Annotated in this window: 21 protein-coding genes; 13 read left to right on the top strand and 8 right to left on the bottom strand. The window is 58.8% G+C overall.

Annotated features, from left to right (window positions below):
- Window positions 1–308 (bottom strand): AAA family ATPase (locus ERD80_RS16555; RefSeq protein ID WP_136547696.1); only part of this gene is annotated, 308 nt, incomplete at its 3' end.
- Window positions 305–1,522 (bottom strand): exonuclease subunit SbcD, encoded by a 1,218-nt coding sequence (gene sbcD, locus ERD80_RS16550; protein WP_136547694.1) that lies wholly within the window; start codon window positions 1,520–1,522, stop codon window positions 305–307. The genes ERD80_RS16555 and sbcD, both read right to left, overlap by 4 nt.
- 197 nt (window positions 1,523–1,719) lie before the next feature.
- Between sbcD and phoB the strand changes: the two genes are divergently transcribed.
- The 6 genes from phoB (at window position 1,720) to proY (ending at window position 9,102) form a co-directional block, all read left to right on the top strand.
- Complete coding sequence (gene phoB / locus ERD80_RS16545; protein ID WP_021507143.1) at window positions 1,720–2,409, top strand: phosphate response regulator transcription factor PhoB; 690 nt, start codon at window positions 1,720–1,722, stop codon at window positions 2,407–2,409.
- 15 nt (window positions 2,410–2,424) lie between these two features.
- Entirely contained in the window at window positions 2,425–3,738 is a 1,314-nt protein-coding gene (phoR, locus tag ERD80_RS16540; protein WP_059010574.1) for a phosphate regulon sensor histidine kinase PhoR, read from the top strand.
- Window positions 3,739–3,756: 18 nt separating this feature from the next.
- Window positions 3,757–4,683, top strand: a complete 927-nt coding sequence (locus ERD80_RS16535; RefSeq protein WP_058781206.1) for a phosphate ABC transporter substrate-binding protein PstS family protein — start codon at window positions 3,757–3,759, stop codon at window positions 4,681–4,683.
- Between the two features lie 165 nt (window positions 4,684–4,848).
- Window positions 4,849–5,955 carry a cobalamin-independent methionine synthase II family protein gene (locus tag ERD80_RS16530; RefSeq protein ID WP_021507146.1) on the top strand — a complete coding sequence of 369 codons (1,107 nt, stop codon included), beginning with the start codon at window positions 4,849–4,851 and terminating at the stop codon, window positions 5,953–5,955.
- A 402-nt stretch (window positions 5,956–6,357) separates the two neighbouring features.
- A complete protein-coding gene (brnQ, locus tag ERD80_RS16525; RefSeq protein WP_021507147.1) occupies window positions 6,358–7,677 on the top strand; it encodes a branched-chain amino acid transporter carrier protein BrnQ in 1,320 nt (439 codons plus the stop codon).
- A 69-nt stretch (window positions 7,678–7,746) separates the two neighbouring features.
- Window positions 7,747–9,102, top strand: coding sequence for a proline-specific permease ProY (proY, locus tag ERD80_RS16520; protein WP_136547692.1), 1,356 nt, complete (start codon window positions 7,747–7,749; stop codon window positions 9,100–9,102).
- A gap of 42 nt (window positions 9,103–9,144) precedes the next feature.
- Here the strand turns inward: proY and ERD80_RS16515 are convergent, their stop codons facing one another.
- From ERD80_RS16515 to ERD80_RS16500, 4 genes are all read right to left on the bottom strand, one after another.
- A complete protein-coding gene (locus tag ERD80_RS16515) occupies window positions 9,145–11,097 on the bottom strand; it encodes an acyltransferase family protein (RefSeq protein ID WP_136547690.1) in 1,953 nt (650 codons plus the stop codon).
- Between the two features lie 276 nt (window positions 11,098–11,373).
- A complete protein-coding gene (locus tag ERD80_RS16510; protein WP_136547688.1) occupies window positions 11,374–12,609 on the bottom strand; it encodes a histidine-type phosphatase in 1,236 nt (411 codons plus the stop codon).
- Window positions 12,606–13,415, bottom strand: a complete 810-nt coding sequence (locus tag ERD80_RS16505) for an inositol monophosphatase (RefSeq protein ID WP_021507151.1) — start codon at window positions 13,413–13,415, stop codon at window positions 12,606–12,608. The genes ERD80_RS16510 and ERD80_RS16505 overlap by 4 nt, the downstream gene beginning before the upstream one ends.
- Window positions 13,416–13,577: 162 nt before the next feature.
- Window positions 13,578–14,159 carry an ACP phosphodiesterase gene (locus tag ERD80_RS16500; RefSeq protein WP_058781210.1) on the bottom strand — a complete coding sequence of 194 codons (582 nt, stop codon included), beginning with the start codon at window positions 14,157–14,159 and terminating at the stop codon, window positions 13,578–13,580.
- A gap of 104 nt (window positions 14,160–14,263) precedes the next feature.
- Between ERD80_RS16500 and queA the strand changes: the two genes are divergently transcribed.
- Genes queA through secF form a run of 5 tightly spaced genes read left to right on the top strand, consistent with a single transcriptional unit; the run spans window position 14,264 to window position 19,708 of the window.
- A complete protein-coding gene (gene queA / locus ERD80_RS16495) occupies window positions 14,264–15,334 on the top strand; it encodes a tRNA preQ1(34) S-adenosylmethionine ribosyltransferase-isomerase QueA (RefSeq protein WP_058769378.1) in 1,071 nt (356 codons plus the stop codon).
- Between the two features lie 39 nt (window positions 15,335–15,373).
- On the top strand, window positions 15,374–16,498 hold the full coding sequence (gene tgt, locus ERD80_RS16490; RefSeq protein ID WP_021507154.1) for a tRNA guanosine(34) transglycosylase Tgt: 1,125 nt from the start codon (window positions 15,374–15,376) through the stop codon (window positions 16,496–16,498).
- 25 nt (window positions 16,499–16,523) lie between these two features.
- Window positions 16,524–16,856 carry a preprotein translocase subunit YajC gene (yajC, locus tag ERD80_RS16485; RefSeq protein WP_021507155.1) on the top strand — a complete coding sequence of 111 codons (333 nt, stop codon included), beginning with the start codon at window positions 16,524–16,526 and terminating at the stop codon, window positions 16,854–16,856.
- Window positions 16,857–16,881: 25 nt separating this feature from the next.
- Entirely contained in the window at window positions 16,882–18,729 is a 1,848-nt protein-coding gene (gene secD / locus ERD80_RS16480) for a protein translocase subunit SecD (protein WP_136547687.1), read from the top strand.
- A 10-nt stretch (window positions 18,730–18,739) separates the two neighbouring features.
- Window positions 18,740–19,708, top strand: coding sequence for a protein translocase subunit SecF (gene secF / locus ERD80_RS16475; RefSeq protein WP_021507157.1), 969 nt, complete (start codon window positions 18,740–18,742; stop codon window positions 19,706–19,708).
- A 65-nt stretch (window positions 19,709–19,773) separates the two neighbouring features.
- On the opposite strand, the gene ERD80_RS16470 is transcribed toward secF, so the two are convergent.
- Both ERD80_RS16470 and lysM read right to left on the bottom strand, forming a co-directional pair.
- Window positions 19,774–20,349 carry a DUF3251 domain-containing protein gene (locus ERD80_RS16470; protein WP_136547684.1) on the bottom strand — a complete coding sequence of 192 codons (576 nt, stop codon included), beginning with the start codon at window positions 20,347–20,349 and terminating at the stop codon, window positions 19,774–19,776.
- A gap of 15 nt (window positions 20,350–20,364) precedes the next feature.
- The gene (gene lysM, locus ERD80_RS16465; RefSeq protein ID WP_136547682.1) at window positions 20,365–20,802 is read right to left on the bottom strand and encodes a peptidoglycan-binding protein LysM; all 438 of its coding nucleotides are present in this window, start codon (window positions 20,800–20,802) and stop codon (window positions 20,365–20,367) included.
- A gap of 171 nt (window positions 20,803–20,973) precedes the next feature.
- Between lysM and nrdR the strand changes: the two genes are divergently transcribed.
- Entirely contained in the window at window positions 20,974–21,423 is a 450-nt protein-coding gene (gene nrdR, locus ERD80_RS16460; RefSeq protein ID WP_031279647.1) for a transcriptional regulator NrdR, read from the top strand.
- Between the two features lie 3 nt (window positions 21,424–21,426).
- On the top strand, window positions 21,427–21,700 hold a 274-nt coding region (ribD, locus tag ERD80_RS16455), incomplete at its 3' end, for a bifunctional diaminohydroxyphosphoribosylaminopyrimidine deaminase/5-amino-6-(5-phosphoribosylamino)uracil reductase RibD (protein WP_136547680.1).

The raw sequence follows: 21,700 nt of genomic DNA, 5'->3' as shown, positions 1-21,700 counted from the left end.
CCGCGCGCGCGGTTCTGGCTCCAGAAGGCGCGCCAGGCTTCACCTTTGATCTCAAACTCCACTTCGGCGAGGCATTCAGCGGTGTCACGCGTCATCAGCTGATTTTCGCTCTGCGACAGGCCACCAAGGCGCGGCGTCTGGTGATAGAGCGCCAGACAGATGGCATCCAGCAGCGTGGTTTTACCCGCGCCGGTAGCGCCGGTGATGGCGAACAGCCCGTTGCTGGCAAACGGCTCGCGGCGGAAATCGATAAACCACTCGCCGCGCAGCGCATTGAGGTTTTTAAAACGCAGCGTCAGAATTTTCATGCGCCCGGATCCTCCAGCGTCGCCAGCGTGCTGCGAAACAGTTGCGTTAACTGCGCGCGCTGTTCATCCTCCAGCTGCTCCTCCAGCGCCAGCCGGCGGGCAAACACCTCTTCAACTTTCAGTTCGCTCAGGGTTTCGTTCTCCAGCCGCGCCAGGCTGCGCTGACGCTGATCGCGGCTGCGGCGCACCAGCAGCACCTCAACCGGCAGCGCGTCGGTAAGCTGTTCAATGCGGCGCTGCAGGTCGCTCAGGTACTCCTGAGTAGTGATTTCGATATCCAGCCACACCGGCAGATCGCCTTCATAGGTGTGAAACGCGGTCAGCTGCTGTTCAATCTCCGCCATGGCGCCTTTTAACATCTGCATCGGCTGGAATGACGGAATAACCAGCGGTGTGACGGACTCCAGCCGGGTGCTAAATTCCAGCAGGAATACGCTTTTCTCACGCCCCAGCTCATCAAAACTGAGCGCAATCGGCGAACCGCTGTAGCGGATGTGATCGCTGTCGGCGATGCGCTGCGCACGATGGATGTGGCCCAGCGCAATGTAGTCGGCTGGCGGGAAGGCCTGCGCCGGAAAGGCGTCCAGCGTGCCGATGTAGATATCACGCACCGAATCGCTCTTGCTGACGCCCACAGTAGTGAGATGCCCGGTGGCGATGATCGGCAGCGCGCTGTCCATGGCTTCGCGCTGCGCCACGGCGGCGGCATAACAGTGCTGATAGTGCTGCTCAATCGCCTGTAGCAGCGACAGCTGCTTATCGCGACCGGACTGACCCGCCTGGCTGCGCAGGATGTCGCGCGGACGCAGATAGGGAATGGCGCACAGCAGCGCGCCCGGCGTGCCGTCGCGCTGTTGCAGCGTCAGCACCTGCTGCTCGCCGCCGGGCGTGGCGCTGGTAATGACGCGGGTATTGAGGCAGGCCAGCAGCTCGCGCGATTCATTCAGCGTGGCGACCGAATCATGGTTGCCGGCCAGCACAATCAGCTGGCAGCCGCTGGGCTGCAGCGCCACCACGAAACGGTTAAACAGTTCGCGTGCGTAGCTGGGCGGCGAACCGGTATCAAACAGGTCGCCAGCGACGATTAGCGCATCCACCTGATGCTGCACAATCGCGGCCAGCAGCCAGTCGAGGAATTGCTGGTGCTCGGCGGCGCGGCTTTTGCTGTAAAAGAACTGACCGAGATGCCAGTCAGCGGTGTGAATAATGCGCATGAATGCTCCGTGCCTGCTATCGCAAAGCGGCATTATAACCGCTTAACAACGCAATGAAAAAAAAGCGAAACCGGTTGTCACAATTGCGCTTTTTATCTGATTATCATGAGGTGGGTTTTTCATAAAAGTGTCACAAAACTGACGCATAATGGCGCCGCAAACCCCCGTGACATGCCGTCACAATCGCAGGAGTAATAATGGCTAAGCGCATTTTGGTTGTGGAAGACGAAGCTCCCATCCGTGAAATGTTATGTTTCGTGCTGGAACAAAACGATTACCAGCCGATTGAGGCTGAGGACTATGACAGCGCGATTGGCAAGCTGATCGAACCCTGGCCCGATCTGATTCTGCTGGACTGGATGTTACCCGGCGGCAGCGGCATTCAGTTCATCAAACATTTAAAGCGTGAAGCCATGACGCGTGATATTCCGGTGATGATGCTGACGGCGCGCGGTGAAGAGGAAGATCGCGTGCGCGGGCTGGAAGTGGGCGCCGATGATTACATCACCAAGCCGTTCTCGCCCAAAGAGCTGATGGCGCGCATTAAAGCCGTGATGCGCCGCATCTCACCGATGGCGGTGGAAGAGGTGATTGAGATGCAGGGGCTGAGCCTCGATCCCTCCTCGCATCGCGTGATGTCCGAAACCACGCCGCTGGAAATGGGGCCGACCGAATACAAACTGCTGCACTTCTTTATGACGCATCCGGAGCGCGTATACAGCCGCGAACAGCTGCTGAATCACGTGTGGGGCACTAACGTGTATGTGGAAGACCGCACCGTGGATGTGCATATCCGTCGTTTACGTAAAGCACTGGAAGTTTCCGGTCACGATCGCATGGTACAAACCGTTCGCGGAACAGGGTATCGTTTCTCTGCCCGCTACTAAACGGAGTCTTTTACCGTGCTGGAACGACTCTCCTGGAAGAGATTACTGACCGAGCTGGCGCTGGTGTGTCTGCCTGCGCTGGTGCTGGGTCTGCTGGTTGGCTATCTGCCATGGTGGCTGTTACTGGCCGTGTGCGGCGTGCTGTTCTGGCACTTCAAAAATCTGATGCGGCTGTCGCACTGGCTGTGGATTGATCGTTCAATGACGCCGCCCACCGGGCGCGGCAGCTGGGAACCGCTGTTTTACGGCCTGTATCAAATGCAGTTGCGCAATCGCCGCCGCCGGCGCGAGCTGGGCAATCTGATCAAACGCTTTCGCAGCGGGGCCGAATCGCTGCCGGACGCGGTGGTGCTCACCACCGAAGAGGGCACCATTTTCTGGTGTAACGGTCTGGCCCAGCAGCATCTCGGGCTGCGCTGGCCGGAAGATAACGGCCAGAATATCCTCAACCTGCTGCGCTACCCTGAATTCTCCCGCTATATCCGCCAGCGCGACTTCAACAAGCCGCTGACGCTGGTGCTGAATAATCAGCATCACATGGAGTTCCGCGTCATGCCTTACAGCGAAGGGCAGTGGCTGATGGTGGCGCGTGATGTCACCCAGATGCACCAGCTGGAAGGGGCGCGGCGTAACTTCTTCGCCAACGTCAGCCATGAGCTGCGTACCCCGCTGACGGTGCTGCAGGGCTATCTGGAGATGATGGACGATGTCGGGATGAACGAACGCACCCGCAGCAAGGCGCTCAGTACCATGCAGGAGCAGACGCGACGCATGGACAGCCTGGTGAAGCAGCTGCTGACGCTGTCACGCATCGAAGCGGCCCCCGCCATTGATCTGAAAGAGACGGTGGATGTGCCGACCATGCTGCTGCTTTTGCAGCGCGAGGCGGAAACCCTCAGCCAGGGCCGTCACAGCATCCATTTCCATACCGATCCACACCTGAAGGTATTCGGCAATGATGAACAGCTGCGCAGCGCGATTTCCAATCTGGTGTATAACGCGGTGAACCACACGCCGGATGGCACGCGCATCGACATCAGCTGGTTGCGCACCAAACAGGGCGCCGAATTTAAAGTGTGCGACAACGGGCCCGGCATCAGCGAGGAGCATCTGCCGCGCCTGACCGAACGCTTCTACCGCGTGGATAAAGCGCGCTCGCGCGCCACCGGCGGCAGCGGGCTGGGGCTGGCCATTGTTAAGCACGCGCTCGGCCACCACACCACGCGGCTGGAGATCAGCAGCGTGCCGCATCAGGAAACCTGCTTTCGCTTCGTGCTGCCACCGCGCTTGATTGTGGCGAACGGAATCCGCGAGAATGTGGCGCAGTAAACGCCACCGGACTCTGTGATGAAATCGCTGCTGCTCTCTCTTTTATTACTGTGCCCACTGCTGGCGACGGCTCAGCAAAGCATGCTGACCGGCAACCTGAGCAGCGTGGGCTCGGACACGCTGGGCTATCTGATGACGCTGTGGGGCGAAGATTTCAGCCGTCAGTCGCCGGGCGTCAACGTGCAGGTGCAGGCGGCGGGATCGTCGACGGCGCCGACCGCGCTGGCCGCCGGGGCCGCTCAGCTTGGCGCCATGAGCCGGCCGATGCAGGTGGATGAGCGTCAGCTGTTTATCGCGCGCTATGGTTATGCACCGCTGGCGGTGCCGGTGGCGATGGATGCGCTGGTGGTGGTGGTTAATCAGGACAATCCGCTGCCGTCCATCAGTCAGCCGCAGCTGGATGCGCTGTTCTCCGTGACGCGGCTATGCGGCGCACAGCAGGTGCCACAGCGCTGGGGCGATGTTGGTCTGCATACGGCGAACTGGGCAACGCGCAGTATTCAGCGCTTTGGCCGTAACTCCGCTTCCGGCACCTGGGGCTTTTTCAAGCAGCAGGCGCTGTGTCGCGGCGATTTCCGCGCTGACGTCGCGGAGTTTCCCGGCTCGGCGGCGGTGGTGCAGGCGGTCGCCAGCACGCCGAACAGCATCGGCTACGCCAGCTTTGGCTTTCACCTGAGCGGCGTGAAAACCCTGCCGATCGTCACCGCCAGCGGCGACAGCGTTATGCCGGATGCCGAATCGATCCGCAGCGGCCGTTATCCGTGGTCGCGCCCGCTGTATATCTACGTTAACAAAGCACCCGGCAAACCGCTGCCGCCGCTGGTCGCCGCCTTTCTGCAGCAGGTGCTCTCTGCGCAGGGGCAGCGCCGCGTAACGGAGGCCGGCTACCTGCCGCTGTCCGACAGCCAGATCGCGCAGGCGCGCGCGGCGATTGCGCAAAACTAATTCACGCTGACCGGTCATGAATTTTTTTCACGTCCCCTGAATTTTCTTCTATTGCCGCCGGCAGGGCGGCATGTCACTCTTATGGACATATAGCCATCCAGATGGCCAAAAATAACCATGCGCAATTATACCCTGACGCAATTATGCGCCAGTGCAGGAGTGAATATGCAACGCAACACCGCCCCGTTCCGCGCCGATACCGTCGGCAGTTTTCTGCGTCCCGCTGCCATTAAGCAGGCACGCGAGCAGTTCGCCAGCGGCACCCTCAGCGCCGACCAGCTGCGTCAGGTAGAAGACGATGCGATTCGCCAGGTGGTGGAGCAGCAGCGCGCCAGCGGTCTGCAGGTAGTGACCGACGGAGAATTCCGCCGCGCCTGGTGGCACTTTGATTTCTTTGGCCATCTGCACGGCGTTGAGCTGTTTGAGGCCGATCAGGGCATTCAGTTCAACGGCGTGCAGACCAAAGCGCACGGCGTGAAGGTCACCGGTAAAGTCACTTTTAACCCGCAGCATCCGATGCTGGACCATTTCCGCTTCCTGCAAAGCGTGGCCGGCGATGCGGTGGCGAAAATGACCATTCCCAGCCCGAGCGTGCTGCACTTCCGCGGCGGCCGTAAAGTGATTGATGCCACGGTGTATCCGGATCTGGAGCAGTACTTCGCCGATCTGGCACAGACTTACAAAGAGGCGATTAAGGCGTTTTACGACGCTGGCTGCCGCTATCTGCAGCTGGATGACACCGTGTGGGCGTACCTGTGTTCAGGCGATCAGCAGCAGCAAATTCGCGAGCGCGGTGAAGATCCGCAACAGCTGGCGCACATTTATGCGCAGGTGCTGAATCGCGCGCTGGAAGATAAACCGGCGGATCTCACCGTCGGCCTGCACGTGTGTCGTGGTAACTTCCGCTCGACCTGGATCTCGGAAGGCGGCTACGAGCCGGTAGCGGAAATTCTGTTTGGCAGCGTGAACATCGACGCGTTTTTCCTCGAGTACGATAATGAGCGCTCCGGTGGCTTTGAGCCGCTAAGTTTCATCAAACCGGGTCATCAGCAGGTGGTATTAGGGCTGATCACCACCAAAACCGGCGAGCTGGAAGACGCTGCACAGGTGAAGGCGCGCCTGCAGGAAGCGGCGCAGTTTGTCAGCCTCGACCAGATTTGCCTCAGCCCGCAGTGTGGCTTTGCGTCAACGGAAGAGGGCAACAGCCTGACCGAAGCGCAGCAGTGGCAGAAGATTCGTCTGGTTGTCGACATCGCACAACAGGTGTGGTGATGCTGTAAAGTTGTGCAAACAGGCGCGTAAAGCGCGCCTTTTGTGCATCCCTGCGGCGGTTTCTGCAAGGAGATCGCCCGCTTTGCAGAAACTTTAAGCAAATCATCTCAGGTGTTTTCCGACTATTTCCTGCTTATCCACTACGTTCTGACGCTTTCCTGTTATATCCTTCTGGTTTTCCGATCCCGTATTGCCTTTCTTCGCTATAAACGTTTTAATTTGCGCCGTTGTCGATTCATCCCTCTGTGAACAGAAGAAAAGCAGTTTAAATCACCTGCGCTGTACCGATTCGGCCCGCATAACGCACTGGTCAAGCCAGTTAAGCCATTGTTTTCGCGCATCCAGGGGACAACACAAACCCAACTTCCACCGCAACATCAGCTACAGGCAGTACAGAAGTTTATGACACATCGTTTAACCTCCAGGGATATCCTGGCGCTGGGCTTCATGACCTTTGCCCTGTTCGTTGGCGCAGGAAACATCATTTTCCCGCCTATGGTCGGTATTCAGTCTGGTGAACATGTCTGGATTGCCGCCTTCGGCTTCCTGATCACCGCGGTTGGTTTACCGGTGATGACCGTGATCGCGCTGGCGCGCGTCGGCGGCGGTATTGATGCGCTCAGCTCACCGATTGGTAAAGCGGCCGGTCTGCTGCTCGCCACCGTGTGCTATCTCGCCGTCGGACCGCTGTTTGCCACGCCGCGCACCGCGACCGTTTCATTTGAAGTCGGGATTGCGCCGCTGACCGGCGACGGCCCGCTGCCGCTGTTTATCTATAGCCTGGTGTACTTCGCGCTGGTGATTGGCATTTCGCTCTATCCGGGCAAGCTGCTGGACACCGTCGGTCACTTCCTCGCACCGCTGAAAATTGTCGCGCTGACCATTCTGGGCGTCGCGGCGCTGCTGTGGCCGGCTGGCGGCATTTCGCCGGCCACCGCCGACTACCAGCGTGCGGCCTTCTCAAGCGGTTTCGTGAACGGCTATCTGACCATGGATACGCTCGGCGCGCTGGTGTTCGGTATCGTCATCGTTAATGCGGCGCGTTCACGTGGCGTGGAAGACAGCAAACTGCTGACGCGCTATACCATGCTGGCCGGCGTGATCGCCGGTGTTGGCCTGACGCTGGTGTACCTCAGCCTGTTCAAGCTGGGCTCCGGCAGCGGCGCGATTGTCGATCAGAACGCTAACGGCGCGGCGATTCTGCATGCTTACGTGCAGCAGACCTTCGGCGGCATGGGCAGTGTCTTCCTCGCCGCGCTGATTTTCGTCGCCTGTATGGTTACGGCGGTGGGCCTGACCTGCGCCTGCGCAGAATTCTTTGCGCAATACCTGCCGTTGTCGTATAAAGCGCTGGTGTTTATTCTCGGCCTGTTCGCCATGCTGGTGTCGAACCTCGGTCTCAGCCACCTGATTCAGATTTCGATTCCGGTGCTGACGGCTATCTATCCGCCATGCATCGTACTGGTGGTGCTAAGCTTTACCCTGAGCTGGTGGAATCGCAGTACGCGCATCATTGCGCCAACCATGCTGATCAGCCTGCTGTTTGGTATCGTCGACGCCATCAAAACCACCAGCTTTAAAGATGCGCTGCCGCTGTTTAGCCAGCATCTGCCGCTGGCCGATCAGGGACTCTCCTGGCTGCCGCCGTCACTGGCGATGCTGGTGATTGCTGCGGTGGTTGACCGGGTGAAAGGGCGTGAGCAGGTTGCCGTTCACCAGTAAGCGACATCGCTGTTAATTCCGACCACGGGCTTGCCCGTGGTTTTTTCATTTCCACAGGTACTGTTTGTTATGCAAGAAACCAATAAGCTCAAACGCGGACTGAGCACGCGCCACATCCGTTTTATGGCGCTGGGATCGGCGATCGGCACCGGGCTGTTTTACGGCTCGGCAGATGCCATCAAAATGGCAGGCCCCAGCGTACTGCTGGCCTACATCATCGGCGGCGCCGTGGCGTATATCATCATGCGCGCGCTGGGCGAGATGTCGGTTAACAATCCGCAGGCCAGCTCGTTTTCACGCTACGCGCAGGATTACCTCGGACCGCTGGCGGGCTATATCACCGGCTGGACGTACTGCTTTGAAATCCTGATTGTGGCGATCGCCGACGTCACGGCTTTTGGTATCTACATGGGCGTGTGGTTCCCGGAGGTGCCGCACTGGATTTGGGTGCTGTCGGTGGTGCTGATCATCGGCGCCATCAACCTGATGAGCGTGAAGGTGTTTGGCGAAGTGGAGTTCTGGTTCTCCTTCTTCAAAGTTGCCACCATCATCATCATGATCGTGGCCGGTTTCGGCATGATTTTCTGGGGCATCGGCAACGGCGGTCAGCCGACCGGCATCCATAACCTGTGGACCAACGGCGGCTTCTTTGCCCATGGTATCGTCGGCATGCTGCTGTCGCTGCAGATGGTGATGTTCGCCTACGGCGGCATTGAGATCATTGGCATCACCGCCGGCGAAGCTAAAGATCCGGCGAAATCGATCCCGCGTGCCATCAACTCCGTACCGCTGCGCATTCTGGTGTTCTATGTCGGCACGCTGTTTGTGATCATGTCGATCTATCACTGGAACCAGGTCGGTACCGCAGGCAGCCCGTTCGTGCTGACTTTCCAGCACCTTGGCATCGCCGCCGCCGCCTCCATTCTGAACTTTGTGGTGCTGACTGCCTCGCTGTCGGCGATTAACAGCGATGTGTTTGGCGTCGGCCGCATGCTGCACGGTATGGCGCAGCAGGGACATGCGCCGAAGATGTTTATGAAGGTATCGAATCGCGGCATTCCGTGGGTTACGGTGCTGGTGATGATGCTTGCCATGCTGGTGGCGGTGTACCTCAACTATCTGATGCCGGAAAAAGTGTTCCTGGTGATTGCCTCGCTGGCGACGTTTGCCACCGTGTGGGTGTGGATTATGATTCTGCTGTCGCAGATCGCGTTCCGCCACAAAATCGGCAAAGAGCAGGCCGGTAAGCTGCAGTTTGCTCTGCCGGGCGGCAGTGCTACGGCGTGGGTGGGGGTGCTGTTCCTTGCCTTTATCATCGCGCTGATTGGCTACTTCCCGGATACGCGTATCTCGCTGTACGTCGGGTTTGCGTGGATTGTTCTGCTGCTGCTGGCGTGGCCGCTGGCGAAGAAACGTAAAGCGTAAGTAACTTTACCACGGGCGAAGCGAGACTTCGCCCGTGGTGCATTACCAGTTTTTCCCCAGCGCCATCTCTCCGCCGTACGGATTCAGGTGATTGTTGTCGTACCAGAGCGGCATGCCCTGATGAGTGACCAGACAACCCTGCGCATTACACAACGTCTCCTGCAGTGACAACACGCGCACGCCATGCTGTTGATAATTCTTTAACAGATTTGCCACCGATGCGTTTGGCATCTGCAACTGCTGCGTGCGTTCCGCCGCCAGCGTCGCGCCATCCTGCGCGCTGAGCCAGCTATTCAGGCTGCGGCGCAGCGGCATATTGCGGTTATGGCTGTAGCGCAGCGGATCGAGCGTGATGGTCGGCACATCGTCTATCAGAGTGATCTTTTTCCCCGCCGCCAGCAGCTGCGCCATCACGGTATCCAGCCCGCTTTTCAGCGCCTGCAGATTGTCCTGCGCCGGATCGCGGAGACTGCGGAATCCGCTGCCCGGCTGCTCACTGAGGCCCGCCGCCCAGAACGCGCTAATCACCACTTCGTCTATTTTATCGCTCAGGATGATCGGCAAAACCCGCTGATTAAAATCGAGGCACTGCTGTGCATGCTGCGGTTTTTGCGGCATCGCGCGCGTGGCGTCAAGCAGGAAAGGGCAGGAGGCTTTGGTCAGCTGAAACAGCGGTTTCTGCTGCCGCCGGGCGTAATCGGCGACGTTGGCCGCCAGCGCGGCGGCATGGCTGTCGCCAATCAGCGCTATCGCCGGTGTGTCACTCTGCGGCTGGCACTGCGCATCGCGGGCGGGCCGCGTGGCGCCGTAATCCAGCAGGCAGGGATCGCGCTGGGCGGCGACTTTCCATTCGTCGCCGAGCTTCACCGCTTCACTGACGCGCGATTTCAGGCCACCGCTCTGCCACAGCAGCACCATGGCACCGGCTGCCAGCAGCGACGAGGCGCAGTAGCCGGGGATCAGCCAGCGCGTACCGCTGCGCGCCCGACGGAATGGCTGTTCGATGAAGCGCCAGGAGAGCCTGGCGATGACCAGCGCAACGGCACAGATGCTCAACGCCTGCCAGATGCTGAGCGGCCGATCGCTGCAGATGCGCGCCAGACTGAGCAGCGGCCAGTGCCACAGATACCACGAATAGGAAATTTTACCGATGAAGCGCATCGGCGCGTTCTCCAGCAGCCGCTGATTGAGCGGGCTGCGTGCACCGATCATCAGACAGGCCGCCAGCACCGGCAGCAGCGCCAGCCAGCCAGGGAAGCGATCGCTATGGCTGAGTAACAGCGTGGCACCGATGATCAGCAGCCAGCCAGCGAGATGACAGAGGCTGGCCAGCCGGCCGGTGACGGGGCGGGGTTGCCACAGCGCCAGCAGCACGCCGGCACCCAGCTCCCAGGCGCGGGTTGGCAGCAGATAAAACGCCTGAGTGCTGGAGAGGGGCGTTAACCACAGGCAGCCGGCCAGCGACAGCAGGCTGAGCAGTAGCACCATGCCCGTCATTGTGCGCCGCAGCCGCGCGGCCAGCAGCAGAATAAACGGCAGCACGATATAGAACTGCTCCTCAATGCCCAGCGACCAGGTCATCAGCAGCGGATTGAGATCAGCATCTGCACTGAAATAGTCGCCGCTCTTCAGTAACAGCATATTGGGCACCGAGAGAAATACCGCCATGCTGTATTTTGCCAGCTGGCTTAATTCCAGCGGGGATAACAGCAGATAACCGAGCAGCAGCAATACCATCAGCATAAAAAACAGGGCGGGCGCAATACGCCGGATGCGGCGTAAATAAAACTGATAAAACGAGAAGGTGCCGGCGGTAATTTCTTTACTGATAATACCGCCAATTAAAAAGCCGGAAATAACGAAAAAAATATCGACGCCAATAAAGCCGCCCGACACGGCGCTGACGCCGCAGTGGAACAGCACAACCAATATAATGGCGACAGCGCGCAGACCATCGATATCCGGACGATAGCGCAGCGAGACAGGTACAGACATAACAGGATCCCAGTTATTCAATGTTAATTTACGATTTTATTACTGCGGGTAAAAATAGCTCGGCGCATCCTGTCGCCGAAAAATGTAAAAAGAGAAAGGTATTACTAAGGGATGATTGACCCGTGCAGCATATCGCAGTTTTACAGCGCTAACGCTTTTAAGGGAAAAAAAAGAAAAGTCTCAGATAACCGTGCCCATCAGCTTGCAGTTTATTGCTGTAATTTCGCTGCAGGAATAAGCCAGCGTAATCTGTCTGGCTTAACCCGGCGGCTGGCGTCAGGGATAGTCCACGGGGATTACCGCGCGCTGATCAATGGCGGTGCGCCAGTGCTCAAGCGTCGATTGATAAGGACACAGCGTACCCACCGCCGTCTGGCGACAGTTTTGCTGATGCCACTCCTGGCGCAGCAGCGGGTGCTGCCGATCGATCGGCGTTAGCTGGCGTAGCGCATCCAGACTTTGCGCCTGAAAATAGACGCGCAACAGCAGCGTCTGCGTCTGGTTATCGCGCCAGCGCTCAAACACCAGGCTGCTGCCGGGCGGAATATTATCGCGCGCGTAGCCGGGCAGTTGCCAGCTGAAGCCGATCAGCGTGCGCAGCATGGCGATATTAGTATCGTGTGCCACCAGCAGCAGCCAGCGGGTGGAGGGCGTCGCCGCATCGTCCTGCAGGTTGCGCACTACCGCGTCGAGCAGAATCGATGCACGCTTTTGCGCGATATACGGCACATCATTACTCAGATCGTAATTGGCGGTCAGCAGCGGCAGCAGGGCGCTGATCTGCTGCGCCCGGGTGATGTTGCCCCACGCCAGCTGGCTGAACGGCAGATTTTCGCTCCAGCCGAGCCGTAAGGTTTCGGCCATGCTGGCCAGCACGCTGAGACCCTGCACGTAGGTATGGCCGCTTTTACTCTGCTTCAGCTGCCAGGGGCGATCGAAGAACGGGCAATCTGCCGCACACACCGCCTGCCTGAGCTGCTGCACGGCGGGCTGTAAACGCTGTTGCAGTGCGGTGAGATCGCCGGCGCGCGCCGCGACCGCTGCCCGCTCCGTGGCAGCATCCGTTTGGCCGAACGGCAGTTTTTCGCTCTGAAATAGCGGATCGACCGCCCCCGCGACGTGATGAACTGCCACATCGCAGTCAGGAAAGGCACCCTGCAGCAGTGCCTGCGCCGTGGCGCGGGTGCGCTGCAGCGGACTGGCGCGCACGTAGATTTGCCCGGCATCGGGACAGCCGGCACGCAGCAGGCCGAGCTGGCGATAGTGTTCACCCTGCCAGCGACCTTTATTCACGACCGCTGCATAACCGTGTGCGGTGAGTTCGCCGTCGGCGCTGCGCCAGCGCGGCCAGGCGCGCTGGGTGGCGGCTTCGATTTCCGTACGGTTACCTGCGGTGGGAGGACGCACGCCGTGACGACTGATCTCTACCACTTTTTCCAGCTGGTAGCGCGGCTGCGCCTGCGCGGTGAGCGCCAGCAAAGCCAGCAGCGCGCTCAGCAGCAGACGTGTCATAGCGTTGGCTGTGCCGGCAGCAGCGCTTTGAGCTGCGGATAGAGCACCGCGTTGGCCAGCAGCACCGGATTACCCTGTTGCAGGCCATGGTGGCTGAGATAATCGTTGGTGACGCCGCCCGCTTCGCGCATCAGCACAATGCCGGGCAGGCCATCCCACGGATTCATGTGCGCTTCGTAATAGCCAATCAGCCGGCCGGCGGCCGCCCAGGCGCTCATCAGCGCACCGGAACCGTTGCGGATAAACATGCCGCCCTGCGCCAGCAGCTGGCTGATAAAGGTGGTCAGCGGTTCAATCGGCTGGCTGTTCGAGCTGCTGAGGCCCAGCAGCCCCTGATCGAGCCGCTGCGCGCTGTGTGCCTGAATGCGCTTGTCATTCACCCAGGCACCTTTGCCGCGGCAGGCGTGGAAGGTTTCCTGATGATTAGGATCGCTGACTACGCCAATCACCGGCTGATCGTCACAGACAATCGCCAGCGAGACGCACCAGTTGTGCAGGCCATTAAGAAAGCTGCTGGTGCCGTCAATCGGATCGATGACCCAGATAAAGCGCGCGCCGCTGACGTCACCGCCGCTCTCTTCACCCAGCACCGCATCGTCAGGAAAACGCTCATGAATCAGGTGTTTTACCAGCAGCTCAACGTTGCGATCCGCCTCGCTGACCACATCCTGCAAATCCTTCTTGTGCTCCACCACCAGCTGATGGCGCTGCTGATACCACGCCAGCGCGCGGCTGGCGGCGGTTTTCGCCACCTCACAGGCATAGTGATAACGGGCATCTAATTCGGTTAGCGTAGCTGATGACATTTTTCCCTCTTATCATTCACTGGCAATCGACGTGGCGAACCACGCCGGATAAAGCGCCATGGCTGTGTGACTGGCTTAACAAAAGTTAAGCAAGGCTTCATTAAGCCGCAGATGGCTGCGGCTGGCAAGGGGAGGCAATGCGGGGCAGCGGCAAATTGTGCTTCACAGCTGCCGGGCGCGCGCGGCGGCCATCAGGCGTGGATAGAACTGGAAAAACAGCGGTTCGAGCTGGGTGTAGTGGTCGACAAAATCCTGATAGGAGTCGCGCAGCGCCGCCAGCCGTGGCCGGCGATGCGCCATGCCGCTTAGCACGCGCGCCAGCCGCGCCGGGTCAGCATAGTGTTCAAACCAGCGTTCGCGCCACATTACCGCGTTGAGCTCGATAAAATCGCCCGGCGTGCCGGGCAGCTGCGGCACAATGTCGCGCTCGGCGGCGGCGCTAAAGGCGGACAGCGACTGCGCCGGATGCAGCTGATCCCAGTGGCGCGCCAGGAAGTGGTCCCAGATCACGTCGAGGGTGATTGGCGCTACGCGGCGCGTTTCGGCGCGGAACAGCTGACGCGCGCTGCGCACTTCCGGCAGGTTATCGGTCAGCACATCAATGCGCCGGTGCAGGGCAATACCGGCCACCACTGGCTGCGGCCACTGCGCCTCAACGTTGCCGCGCACAAAGTCGGCCAGCAGATTACCCAGCAGTGAGCTGTCGGCCAGGGTTGCGAGGTGAAGGTGAGCAAGAAAGTTCATGGCGCATTATAGGCAGAATCACACCGGCGCAGCCAGTTGTTCAGAATTGCCCACTTTTCCGCTAAACTATGCCGCCTGTTTTTTGAGTCCTGAAGAAGTGATGCATGCGTGTAGCCGATTTTGCCTTTGAATTACCGGAATCTTTGATCGCCCACTATCCGCAGGCGCAGCGCAGCGGATGTCGCCTGCTGTCGCTGGATGGCCCGAGCGGGGCGCTGAACCATGGCGTGTTTACTGATGTGCTGGATAAGCTCAATCCGGGCGATCTGCTGGTGTTCAATAATACCCGGGTGATCCCGGCGCGCGTCTATGGCCGTAAAGCCAGCGGCGGCAAAATTGAGATGCTGGTTGAGCGCATGCTGGATGACAAACGTGTGCTGGCGCACGTGCGCGCCTCCAAAGCGCCAAAGCCGGGTGCCGAATTACTGCTGGGCGACGACGAAAGCGTCAAAGCCACCATGGTGGCGCGCCACGATGCGCTGTTCGAAATCGAGTTTGCGGACGATCGCGCGGTGCTGGATATCCTGAACAGCGTCGGCCATATGCCGCTGCCGCCGTACATCGATCGTCCGGATGAGGAAGCTGACCGCGAGCTGTACCAGACGGTCTACAGCGCGCGCCCCGGCGCGGTGGCAGCGCCGACCGCCGGTCTGCACTTCGATGAGCCGCTGCTGGCGGCGCTGAAGGCGAAAGGCGTGGAGATGGCGTTTGTGACGCTGCACGTCGGCGCTGGCACCTTCCAGCCGGTGCGCGTAGAGAACATCAACGATCACATCATGCACTCTGAATATGCCGAAGTGCCGCAGGACGTGGTGGACGCGGTGCTGGCGTGCAAAGCGCGCGGTAACAAAGTGGTGGCGGTGGGCACCACCTCGGTGCGATCGCTGGAGAGCGCAGCGCAGGCCTGCCAGGATGGGCTGATCGCGCCGTTTTTCGATGACACGCAGATCTTTATCTATCCGGGCTATCACTACCAGGTGATTGATGCGCTAATCACCAACTTCCACCTGCCGGAATCGACGCTGATTATGCTGGTCTCGGCGTTTGCCGGTTATCAACACACCATGGCGGCTTATCAGAGCGCGGTGGCGGAGCAGTACCGTTTCTTTAGCTACGGGGATGCGATGTACATCACCCGTAATCCACAGGCTCCCGACGAAATCGTTGGTGGCTGAGTAATCAGACTGTTTCTCTGATTATCGAAAGAGGTCAATGTGAAATTTGAATTAGATACCACCGACGGGCGCGCGCGCCGTGGCCGTCTGGTCTTTGATCGCGGCGTCGTGGAAACCCCGGCGTTTATGCCGGTCGGCACCTACGGCACGGTCAAAGGCATGACGCCGGAAGAAGTGAAAGAGACCGGCGCGCAGATCCTGCTGGGTAACACCTTCCACCTGTGGCTGCGTCCGGGGCAGGAGATCATGAAACTGCACGGCGACCTGCACGATTTCATGCACTGGCAGGGACCAATCCTGACCGACTCCGGCGGCTTCCAGGTGTTCAGCCTCGGCGATATTCGTAAGATCACCGAAGCCGGCGTGCATTTCCGCAACCCGATCAACGGCGATCCGATTTTCCTCGACCCGGAAAAATCGATGGAGATTCAGTACGATCTCGGCTCCGACATTGTGATGATCTTCGACGAATGTACGCCGTATCCGGCGGACTGGGATTACGCTAAACGCTCGATGGAGATGTCACTGCGCTGGGCGCAGCGCAGCCGCGACCGCTTTGACGCGCTCGGTAACAAAAATGCGCTGTTTGGCATTATTCAGGGCGGGGTTTACGAAGATTTACGTGATGTCTCGGTTAAAGGTCTGGTAGAGATTGGCTTTGATGGGTACGCTGTGGGCGGCCTGGCGGTGGGTGAACCGAAAGAGGACATGCACCGCATCCTGGAACACGTCTGTCCGCAAATTCCGCAAGACAAACCGCGTTATTTGATGGGCGTCGGCAAACCGGAAGATCTGGTGGAAGGCGTTCGCCGCGGTATCGATATGTTTGACTGTGTTATGCCAACGCGTAACGCGCGCAATGGCCATCTGTTCGTCACCGATGGCGTGGTGAAAATCCGCAATGCGAAATACAAAGATGACACCGCGCCGCTGGATGCGGAGTGTGATTGTTACACCTGTCGCAATTACACGCGTGCCTACTTGCATCATCTTGATCGCTGTAACGAAATACTGGGCGCACGTCTGAACACCATCCACAATCTGCGCTATTACCAGCGTCTGATGGCGGGTTTACGCCAGGCCATCGAAGAGGGTAAATTAGAGCACTTTGTTAGCGAGTTCTACCAACGGACGGGCAAAGCGGTTCCACCGTTAAACGTCTGATAATTCTATCAATGAGGGAAATTTAATGAGCTTTTTCATTTCTGACGCCGTGGCCGCAGCTGGCGCTCCATCTCAGGGAAGTCCGTATTCTCTGGTGATCATGCTGGTGGTTTTTGGTCTGATTTTCTACTTCATGATCCTGCGTCCACAGCAGAAGCGCGCCAAAGATCACAAAAAGCTGATGGATTCCATCTCCAAAGGTGATGAAGTGCTGACCAACGGTGGCCTGGTGGGACGCGTAACGAAAGTGGCTGAAACCGGCTACATCGCTATCGCCCTGAACGACACCACTGAAGTAGTGATTAAACGTGATTTCGTGGCCGCCGTTCTGCCGAAAGGTACAATGAAGGCGCTGTAATTTATTCTTCCCGAAGGGAACTGCCGTGTTAAACCGTTATCCTTTGTGGAAGTACATCATGCTGGTCGTCGTGATTCTCGTCGGCCTGCTGTATGCGCTTCCTAACCTTTATGGTGAGGATCCGGCCGTTCAGATCACTGGTGCGCGTGGTGGCGCCGCCAGTGAGCAAACGTTGGATCAGATCCAGACCGTATTAAAACAAGACAATATCCAGAGCAAATCCCTCGCGCTGGAAAATGGTGCCATTCTGGCCCGTTTCGCTAACACGGATATTCAGCTGCGCGCGCGTGAAGCCATCACCAATGCGCTGGGCGAAGATTTCGTCGTGGCGCTCAACCTGGCCCCTGCCACACCGCGCTGGCTGACCATGCTGGCCGCTGAACCGATGAAACTCGGCCTCGATCTGCGCGGCGGCGTGCACTTCCTGATGGAAGTCGACATGGATACTGCCCTCGGCAAGCTGCAGGAGCAGAATGCTGATGGCCTGCGCAGCGATCTGCGCGAAAAAAATATCCCTTACACCAACGTTAGCAAAATCGCTAACTACGGCACCGAAATACGCTTCCGCGACGGCGCCAGCCGTGATGCGGCCATCAGCTATCTGACGCCGCGCCATCGCGACCTGGTGATCACCAGCGCTGGCAACGACACGCTGCGTGCGGTGATGACCGATGCGCGTCTGAGCGAAGCGCGCGAATATGCGGTGCAGCAGAACATTAACATCCTGCGTAACCGTGTGAACCAGCTGGGTGTAGCTGAGCCGCTGGTACAGCGTCAGGGTGCTGACCGCATCGTGGTTGAGCTGCCGGGTATCCAGGATACCGCGCGTGCTAAAGAGATTCTGGGTGCTACCGCAACGCTGGAGTTCCGCCTGGTCAACACCTCGGTGGATCCGAGCGCAGCCGCCAGCGGCCGCGTGCCGGGTGACTCGGAAGTGAAAAAGACGCGTGAAGGTCAGCCGGTGGTGCTGTACAAGCGCGTGATTCTCACCGGTGACCACATCACCGACTCGACGTCCAGCATGGATGAGTACAACCAGCCGCAGGTGAATATCTCGCTTGATGGCGCCGGCGGTAACATCATGTCCAACTTCACCAAGGACAACATCGGCAAGCCGATGGCGACCCTGTTTGTGGAGTACAAGGACAGCGGTAAGAAAGATGCGAACGGCCGTGCGATTCTGGTGAAGCAGGAAGAAGTGATTAACGTGGCGAACATTCAGTCGCGCCTCGGCAACAGCTTCCGAATTACCGGTATCAGCAACCCGAACGAAGCGCGTCAGCTGTCGCTGCTGCTGCGTGCCGGTGCGCTGATTGCGCCAATCCAGATTGTGGAAGAGCGGACCATCGGTCCAACCATGGGCCAGCAGAACATCACGCAGGGTCTCGAAGCCTGTCTGTGGGGTCTGATCGCCTCCATCATCTTTATGGTGGTGTTCTACAAGAAGTTTGGTCTGATTGCGACCAGCGCACTGCTGTGCAACCTGGTGCTGATTGTCGGCATCATGTCACTGTTACCGGGCGCCACGCTCACCATGCCGGGCATTGCCGGTATCGTGCTGACGCTGGCGGTGGCGGTGGATGCTAACGTGTTGATTAACGAACGTATTAAAGAAGAACTGCGTAACGGACGCTCGGTACAGCAGGCGATTCATGAAGGCTATAAAGGCGCCTTCTCCAGTATCGTCGACGCCAACGTCACCACGCTGATTAAAGTTATCATTCTTTATGCGGTCGGTACCGGCTCGATCAAAGGGTTTGCGATCACCACGGCTATCGGTATCGCGACTTCCATGTTCACCGCTATCGTCGGCACCCGTGCCATCGTTAACCTGGTGTACGGCGGCAAACGCATCAATAAGCTGTCTATCTGAGGAGTGCGTTGTGGCACAGGAATATAGTATTGAACAGCTGAACCATGGGCGTAAAGTCGTCGACTTTATGCGCTGGGACACGCTGGCCTTTATCATCTCCGGCCTGCTGATTGTGGCGTCCATCGCCATTATCGGTGTGCGCGGCTTTAACTGGGGGCTCGATTTCACCGGCGGGACGGTGATTGAGATCAACCTCGAGAAGCCGGCGGATCTGGATGCGCTGCGTGACGGGCTGGTGAAGGCAGGCTTTGAGGAGCCGCTGGTACAGAACTTTGGCAGCAGCCGTGATGTGATGGTGCGTATGCCACCGACCACCGGCAATGCAGGCCAGGAGCTGGGCAACAAAGTGGTTGCCTCGATCAATCAGACGACGCAGCAGAACGCGACCGTGAAGCGAATTGAGTTCGTGGGCCCGAGCGTGGGCAGCGATCTGGCGCAGGCCGGGGCGATGGCGCTGCTGTCGGCGCTGATTGCGATTCTGATCTACATCGGCTTTCGCTTTGAGTGGCGTCTGGCGCTGGGCACCGTGCTGGCGCTGGCGCACGACGTAATCATCACCTGCGGCATTCTGTCGCTGTTCCACATCGAGATCGATCTGACGATTGTGGCGTCGCTGATGTCGGTGATTGGTTACTCGCTCAACGATAAGATCGTGGTTTCCGACCGTATTCGTGAGAACTTCCGCAAAATCCGTCGCGGTTCTTCTTACGACATCACTAACGTGTCGCTGACCCAGACGCTGAGCCGTACGTTGATCACCTCGATCACCACACTGGCGATGATCCTGATCCTGTTCATCTTTGGTGGCGCGCTGCTGAAAGGCTTCTCGCTGACCATGCTGATCGGTGTCACCATCGGTACCGTTTCGTCGATCTACGTGTCGTCCGCGCTGGCGCTGAAGCTGGGCATGAAGCGTGAACACATGCTGGTGCAGAAAGTGGAGAAAGAGGGCGCCGATCAGCCTTCGATTCTGCCGTAATTGTGCCGGAGAAATGAAACGGGCTGCCTGAGTGCAGCCCGTTTTTTTTATGCCTGACGCCAGAATTACTGGCCTGCGACAACCGCGCCGCTGGCGTCCATCACCGCCTGCACATCATGCACGCGCACGTAGCCGGGCTGACCCGGTGCCAGCCCGCTGAGTCGCAGCGGTACGCTGACCGAACTGCGCGGCATCAGACTGGCGGGCACGGTAATGGTCTGGCTCAGGCTGTCGGCGTTCAGCGGCTTGCCGCTGGCGGGATCCATTTCGCCCCATACCACGCGGGCGCTGAGCGCCGGCACCGGCTTATCATCGGTTGAACGGATATTCAGGTTAGCGCGGCTGCCGCTGGCTTCCCCCTCAACGTGCGACAGCGACAGGCGCAGCTTACCCAGCTGCGTCTGCAGCTCTACCGGCGTATTCGCCTGCGGGAGTAACCATGCGCCCTGCGTCGACTGGCTATTGAGCTGCCCCTGAATCTCCAGCGCGCTGGCCTGACTGGTCAGTTTGCGCATCTGCTGGTTGAGCTGGCTCACTTCCTGATGCAGCGCTTTGACCTGAGGTGAAGCGGGGGTGGAGCTGCAACCACTGAGCACCAGCGCAGCAAGCGCTGCCGGCACCCAAATCATCCTGAACGTCATGCAATGTCCTTCCGGTTATTTAGGGATACGTAAAACCTGGCCGGGATAGATCTTATCAGGATGCGTCAGCATTGGCTTGTTCGCTTCAAAGATCTTGTTGTATTCGTTCGGCGTGCCGTACACCTGCTTCGAGATAGCGCTCAGGGTATCGCCTTTTTTCACCGTGTAGAATTCGGCCTGCGTGGCGCTGTCACTGGTGGTGACGTTATCTTCCACTTTGGTGATGCCGGCCACGTTACCCGCCGCCACCAGAATCTTCTCTTTCAACTCCTGCGAGATAACGTCACCGCTGACCTTCACGGTATCGCCCTGGACATCGACTTTCACTTTATCGCTGTCGGGCAGGCCGAGTTGATTAATGTGCTCCTGCAGCTTTTTGCTCTGGTCATCGCCGCCTGACACCGCATCCCACAGTTTTTCACCCGCTTCTTTGACGAAATTGAATAAACCCATACATCCTCCTGTCATTAAGCCGGATTGGCTCTCTAAGCTTAGTAACTTTTTACGGTTTGCTGTAACCGTCAGGCGTCGCTGTGAGCCAGGTGGCGATTCTGCGCCCTGTATTTTGTTGCAACCGGGAACGCGCTACACTATCTGCCCCCAATTCTCGCGACAGGAAACGTCATGCATTGCCCATTCTGCTCCGCTGTGGACACCAAAGTGATTGATTCACGTCTGGTTAGTGAGGGCTCCTCAGTGCGCCGCCGCCGCCAGTGCCTGGTATGCCATGAGCGTTTTACCACCTTTGAAGTGGCCGAGCTGGTAATGCCGCGCGTGGTGAAAAGCAACGACGTGCGCGAACCCTTTAACGAAGATAAGCTGGCCAGCGGCATGATGAAGGCGCTGGAGAAGCGTCCGGTGAGCGCGGATGCCGTCGACAATGCGGTCAATCACATAAAAACCCAGCTGCGCGCCACCGGCGAACGTGAAATTCCCAGCAAGCTGATTGGTAACCTGGTGATGGAAGAGCTGAAGAAGCTGGATAAAGTTGCTTATATTCGCTTCGCATCGGTGTACCGCAGTTTTGAAGATATTCGTGATTTTGGCGAAGAAATCGCCCGCTTACAGGATTAATCCATGACCGATGCGCACTACATGGCGCGCGCGCTGGAACTGGCGCGGCGCGGACAATATACCACCACCCCGAATCCTAACGTCGGCTGCGTTATCGTGCGCGACGGCGAGATCGTGGGCGAAGGCTGGCATCAGCGCGCTGGTGAACCGCACGCGGAAGTGCACGCGCTGCGCATGGCGGGTGACCACGCACGCGGTGCGACCGCCTATGTCACGCTGGAACCCTGTAGCCATCACGGTCGGACGCCGCCGTGCTGCGATGCGCTGATTGCCGCCG

It is taken from the genome of Pantoea sp. R102, assembly GCF_004916815.1.
Lineage (GTDB): Bacteria > Pseudomonadota > Gammaproteobacteria > Enterobacterales > Enterobacteriaceae > Pantoea > Pantoea dispersa.
Note: the sequence above shows the minus strand (reverse complement) of the source record. Positions and strands in the feature narration are given on the sequence as shown.

Bases quoted from the DNA above. Each gene is read 5' to 3' on its own strand.
- sbcD (WP_136547694.1), bottom strand. From the start codon at position 1,522: ATGCGCATTATTCACACCGCTGACTGGCATCTCGGTCAGTTCTTTTAC.
- phoB (WP_021507143.1), top strand. From the start codon at position 1,720: ATGGCTAAGCGCATTTTGGTTGTGGAAGACGAAGCTCCCATCCGTGAA.
- ERD80_RS16535 (WP_058781206.1), top strand. From the start codon at position 3,757: ATGAAATCGCTGCTGCTCTCTCTTTTATTACTGTGCCCACTGCTGGCG.
- ERD80_RS16530 (WP_021507146.1), top strand. From the start codon at position 4,849: ATGCAACGCAACACCGCCCCGTTCCGCGCCGATACCGTCGGCAGTTTT.
- brnQ (WP_021507147.1), top strand. From the start codon at position 6,358: ATGACACATCGTTTAACCTCCAGGGATATCCTGGCGCTGGGCTTCATG.
- proY (WP_136547692.1), top strand. From the start codon at position 7,747: ATGCAAGAAACCAATAAGCTCAAACGCGGACTGAGCACGCGCCACATC.
- ERD80_RS16515 (WP_136547690.1), bottom strand. From the start codon at position 11,097: ATGTCTGTACCTGTCTCGCTGCGCTATCGTCCGGATATCGATGGTCTG.
- ERD80_RS16510 (WP_136547688.1), bottom strand. From the start codon at position 12,609: ATGACACGTCTGCTGCTGAGCGCGCTGCTGGCTTTGCTGGCGCTCACC.
- ERD80_RS16505 (WP_021507151.1), bottom strand. From the start codon at position 13,415: ATGTCATCAGCTACGCTAACCGAATTAGATGCCCGTTATCACTATGCC.
- ERD80_RS16500 (WP_058781210.1), bottom strand. From the start codon at position 14,159: ATGAACTTTCTTGCTCACCTTCACCTCGCAACCCTGGCCGACAGCTCA.
- queA (WP_058769378.1), top strand. From the start codon at position 14,264: ATGCGTGTAGCCGATTTTGCCTTTGAATTACCGGAATCTTTGATCGCC.
- yajC (WP_021507155.1), top strand. From the start codon at position 16,524: ATGAGCTTTTTCATTTCTGACGCCGTGGCCGCAGCTGGCGCTCCATCT.
- ERD80_RS16470 (WP_136547684.1), bottom strand. From the start codon at position 20,349: ATGACGTTCAGGATGATTTGGGTGCCGGCAGCGCTTGCTGCGCTGGTG.
- lysM (WP_136547682.1), bottom strand. From the start codon at position 20,802: ATGGGTTTATTCAATTTCGTCAAAGAAGCGGGTGAAAAACTGTGGGAT.
- nrdR (WP_031279647.1), top strand. From the start codon at position 20,974: ATGCATTGCCCATTCTGCTCCGCTGTGGACACCAAAGTGATTGATTCA.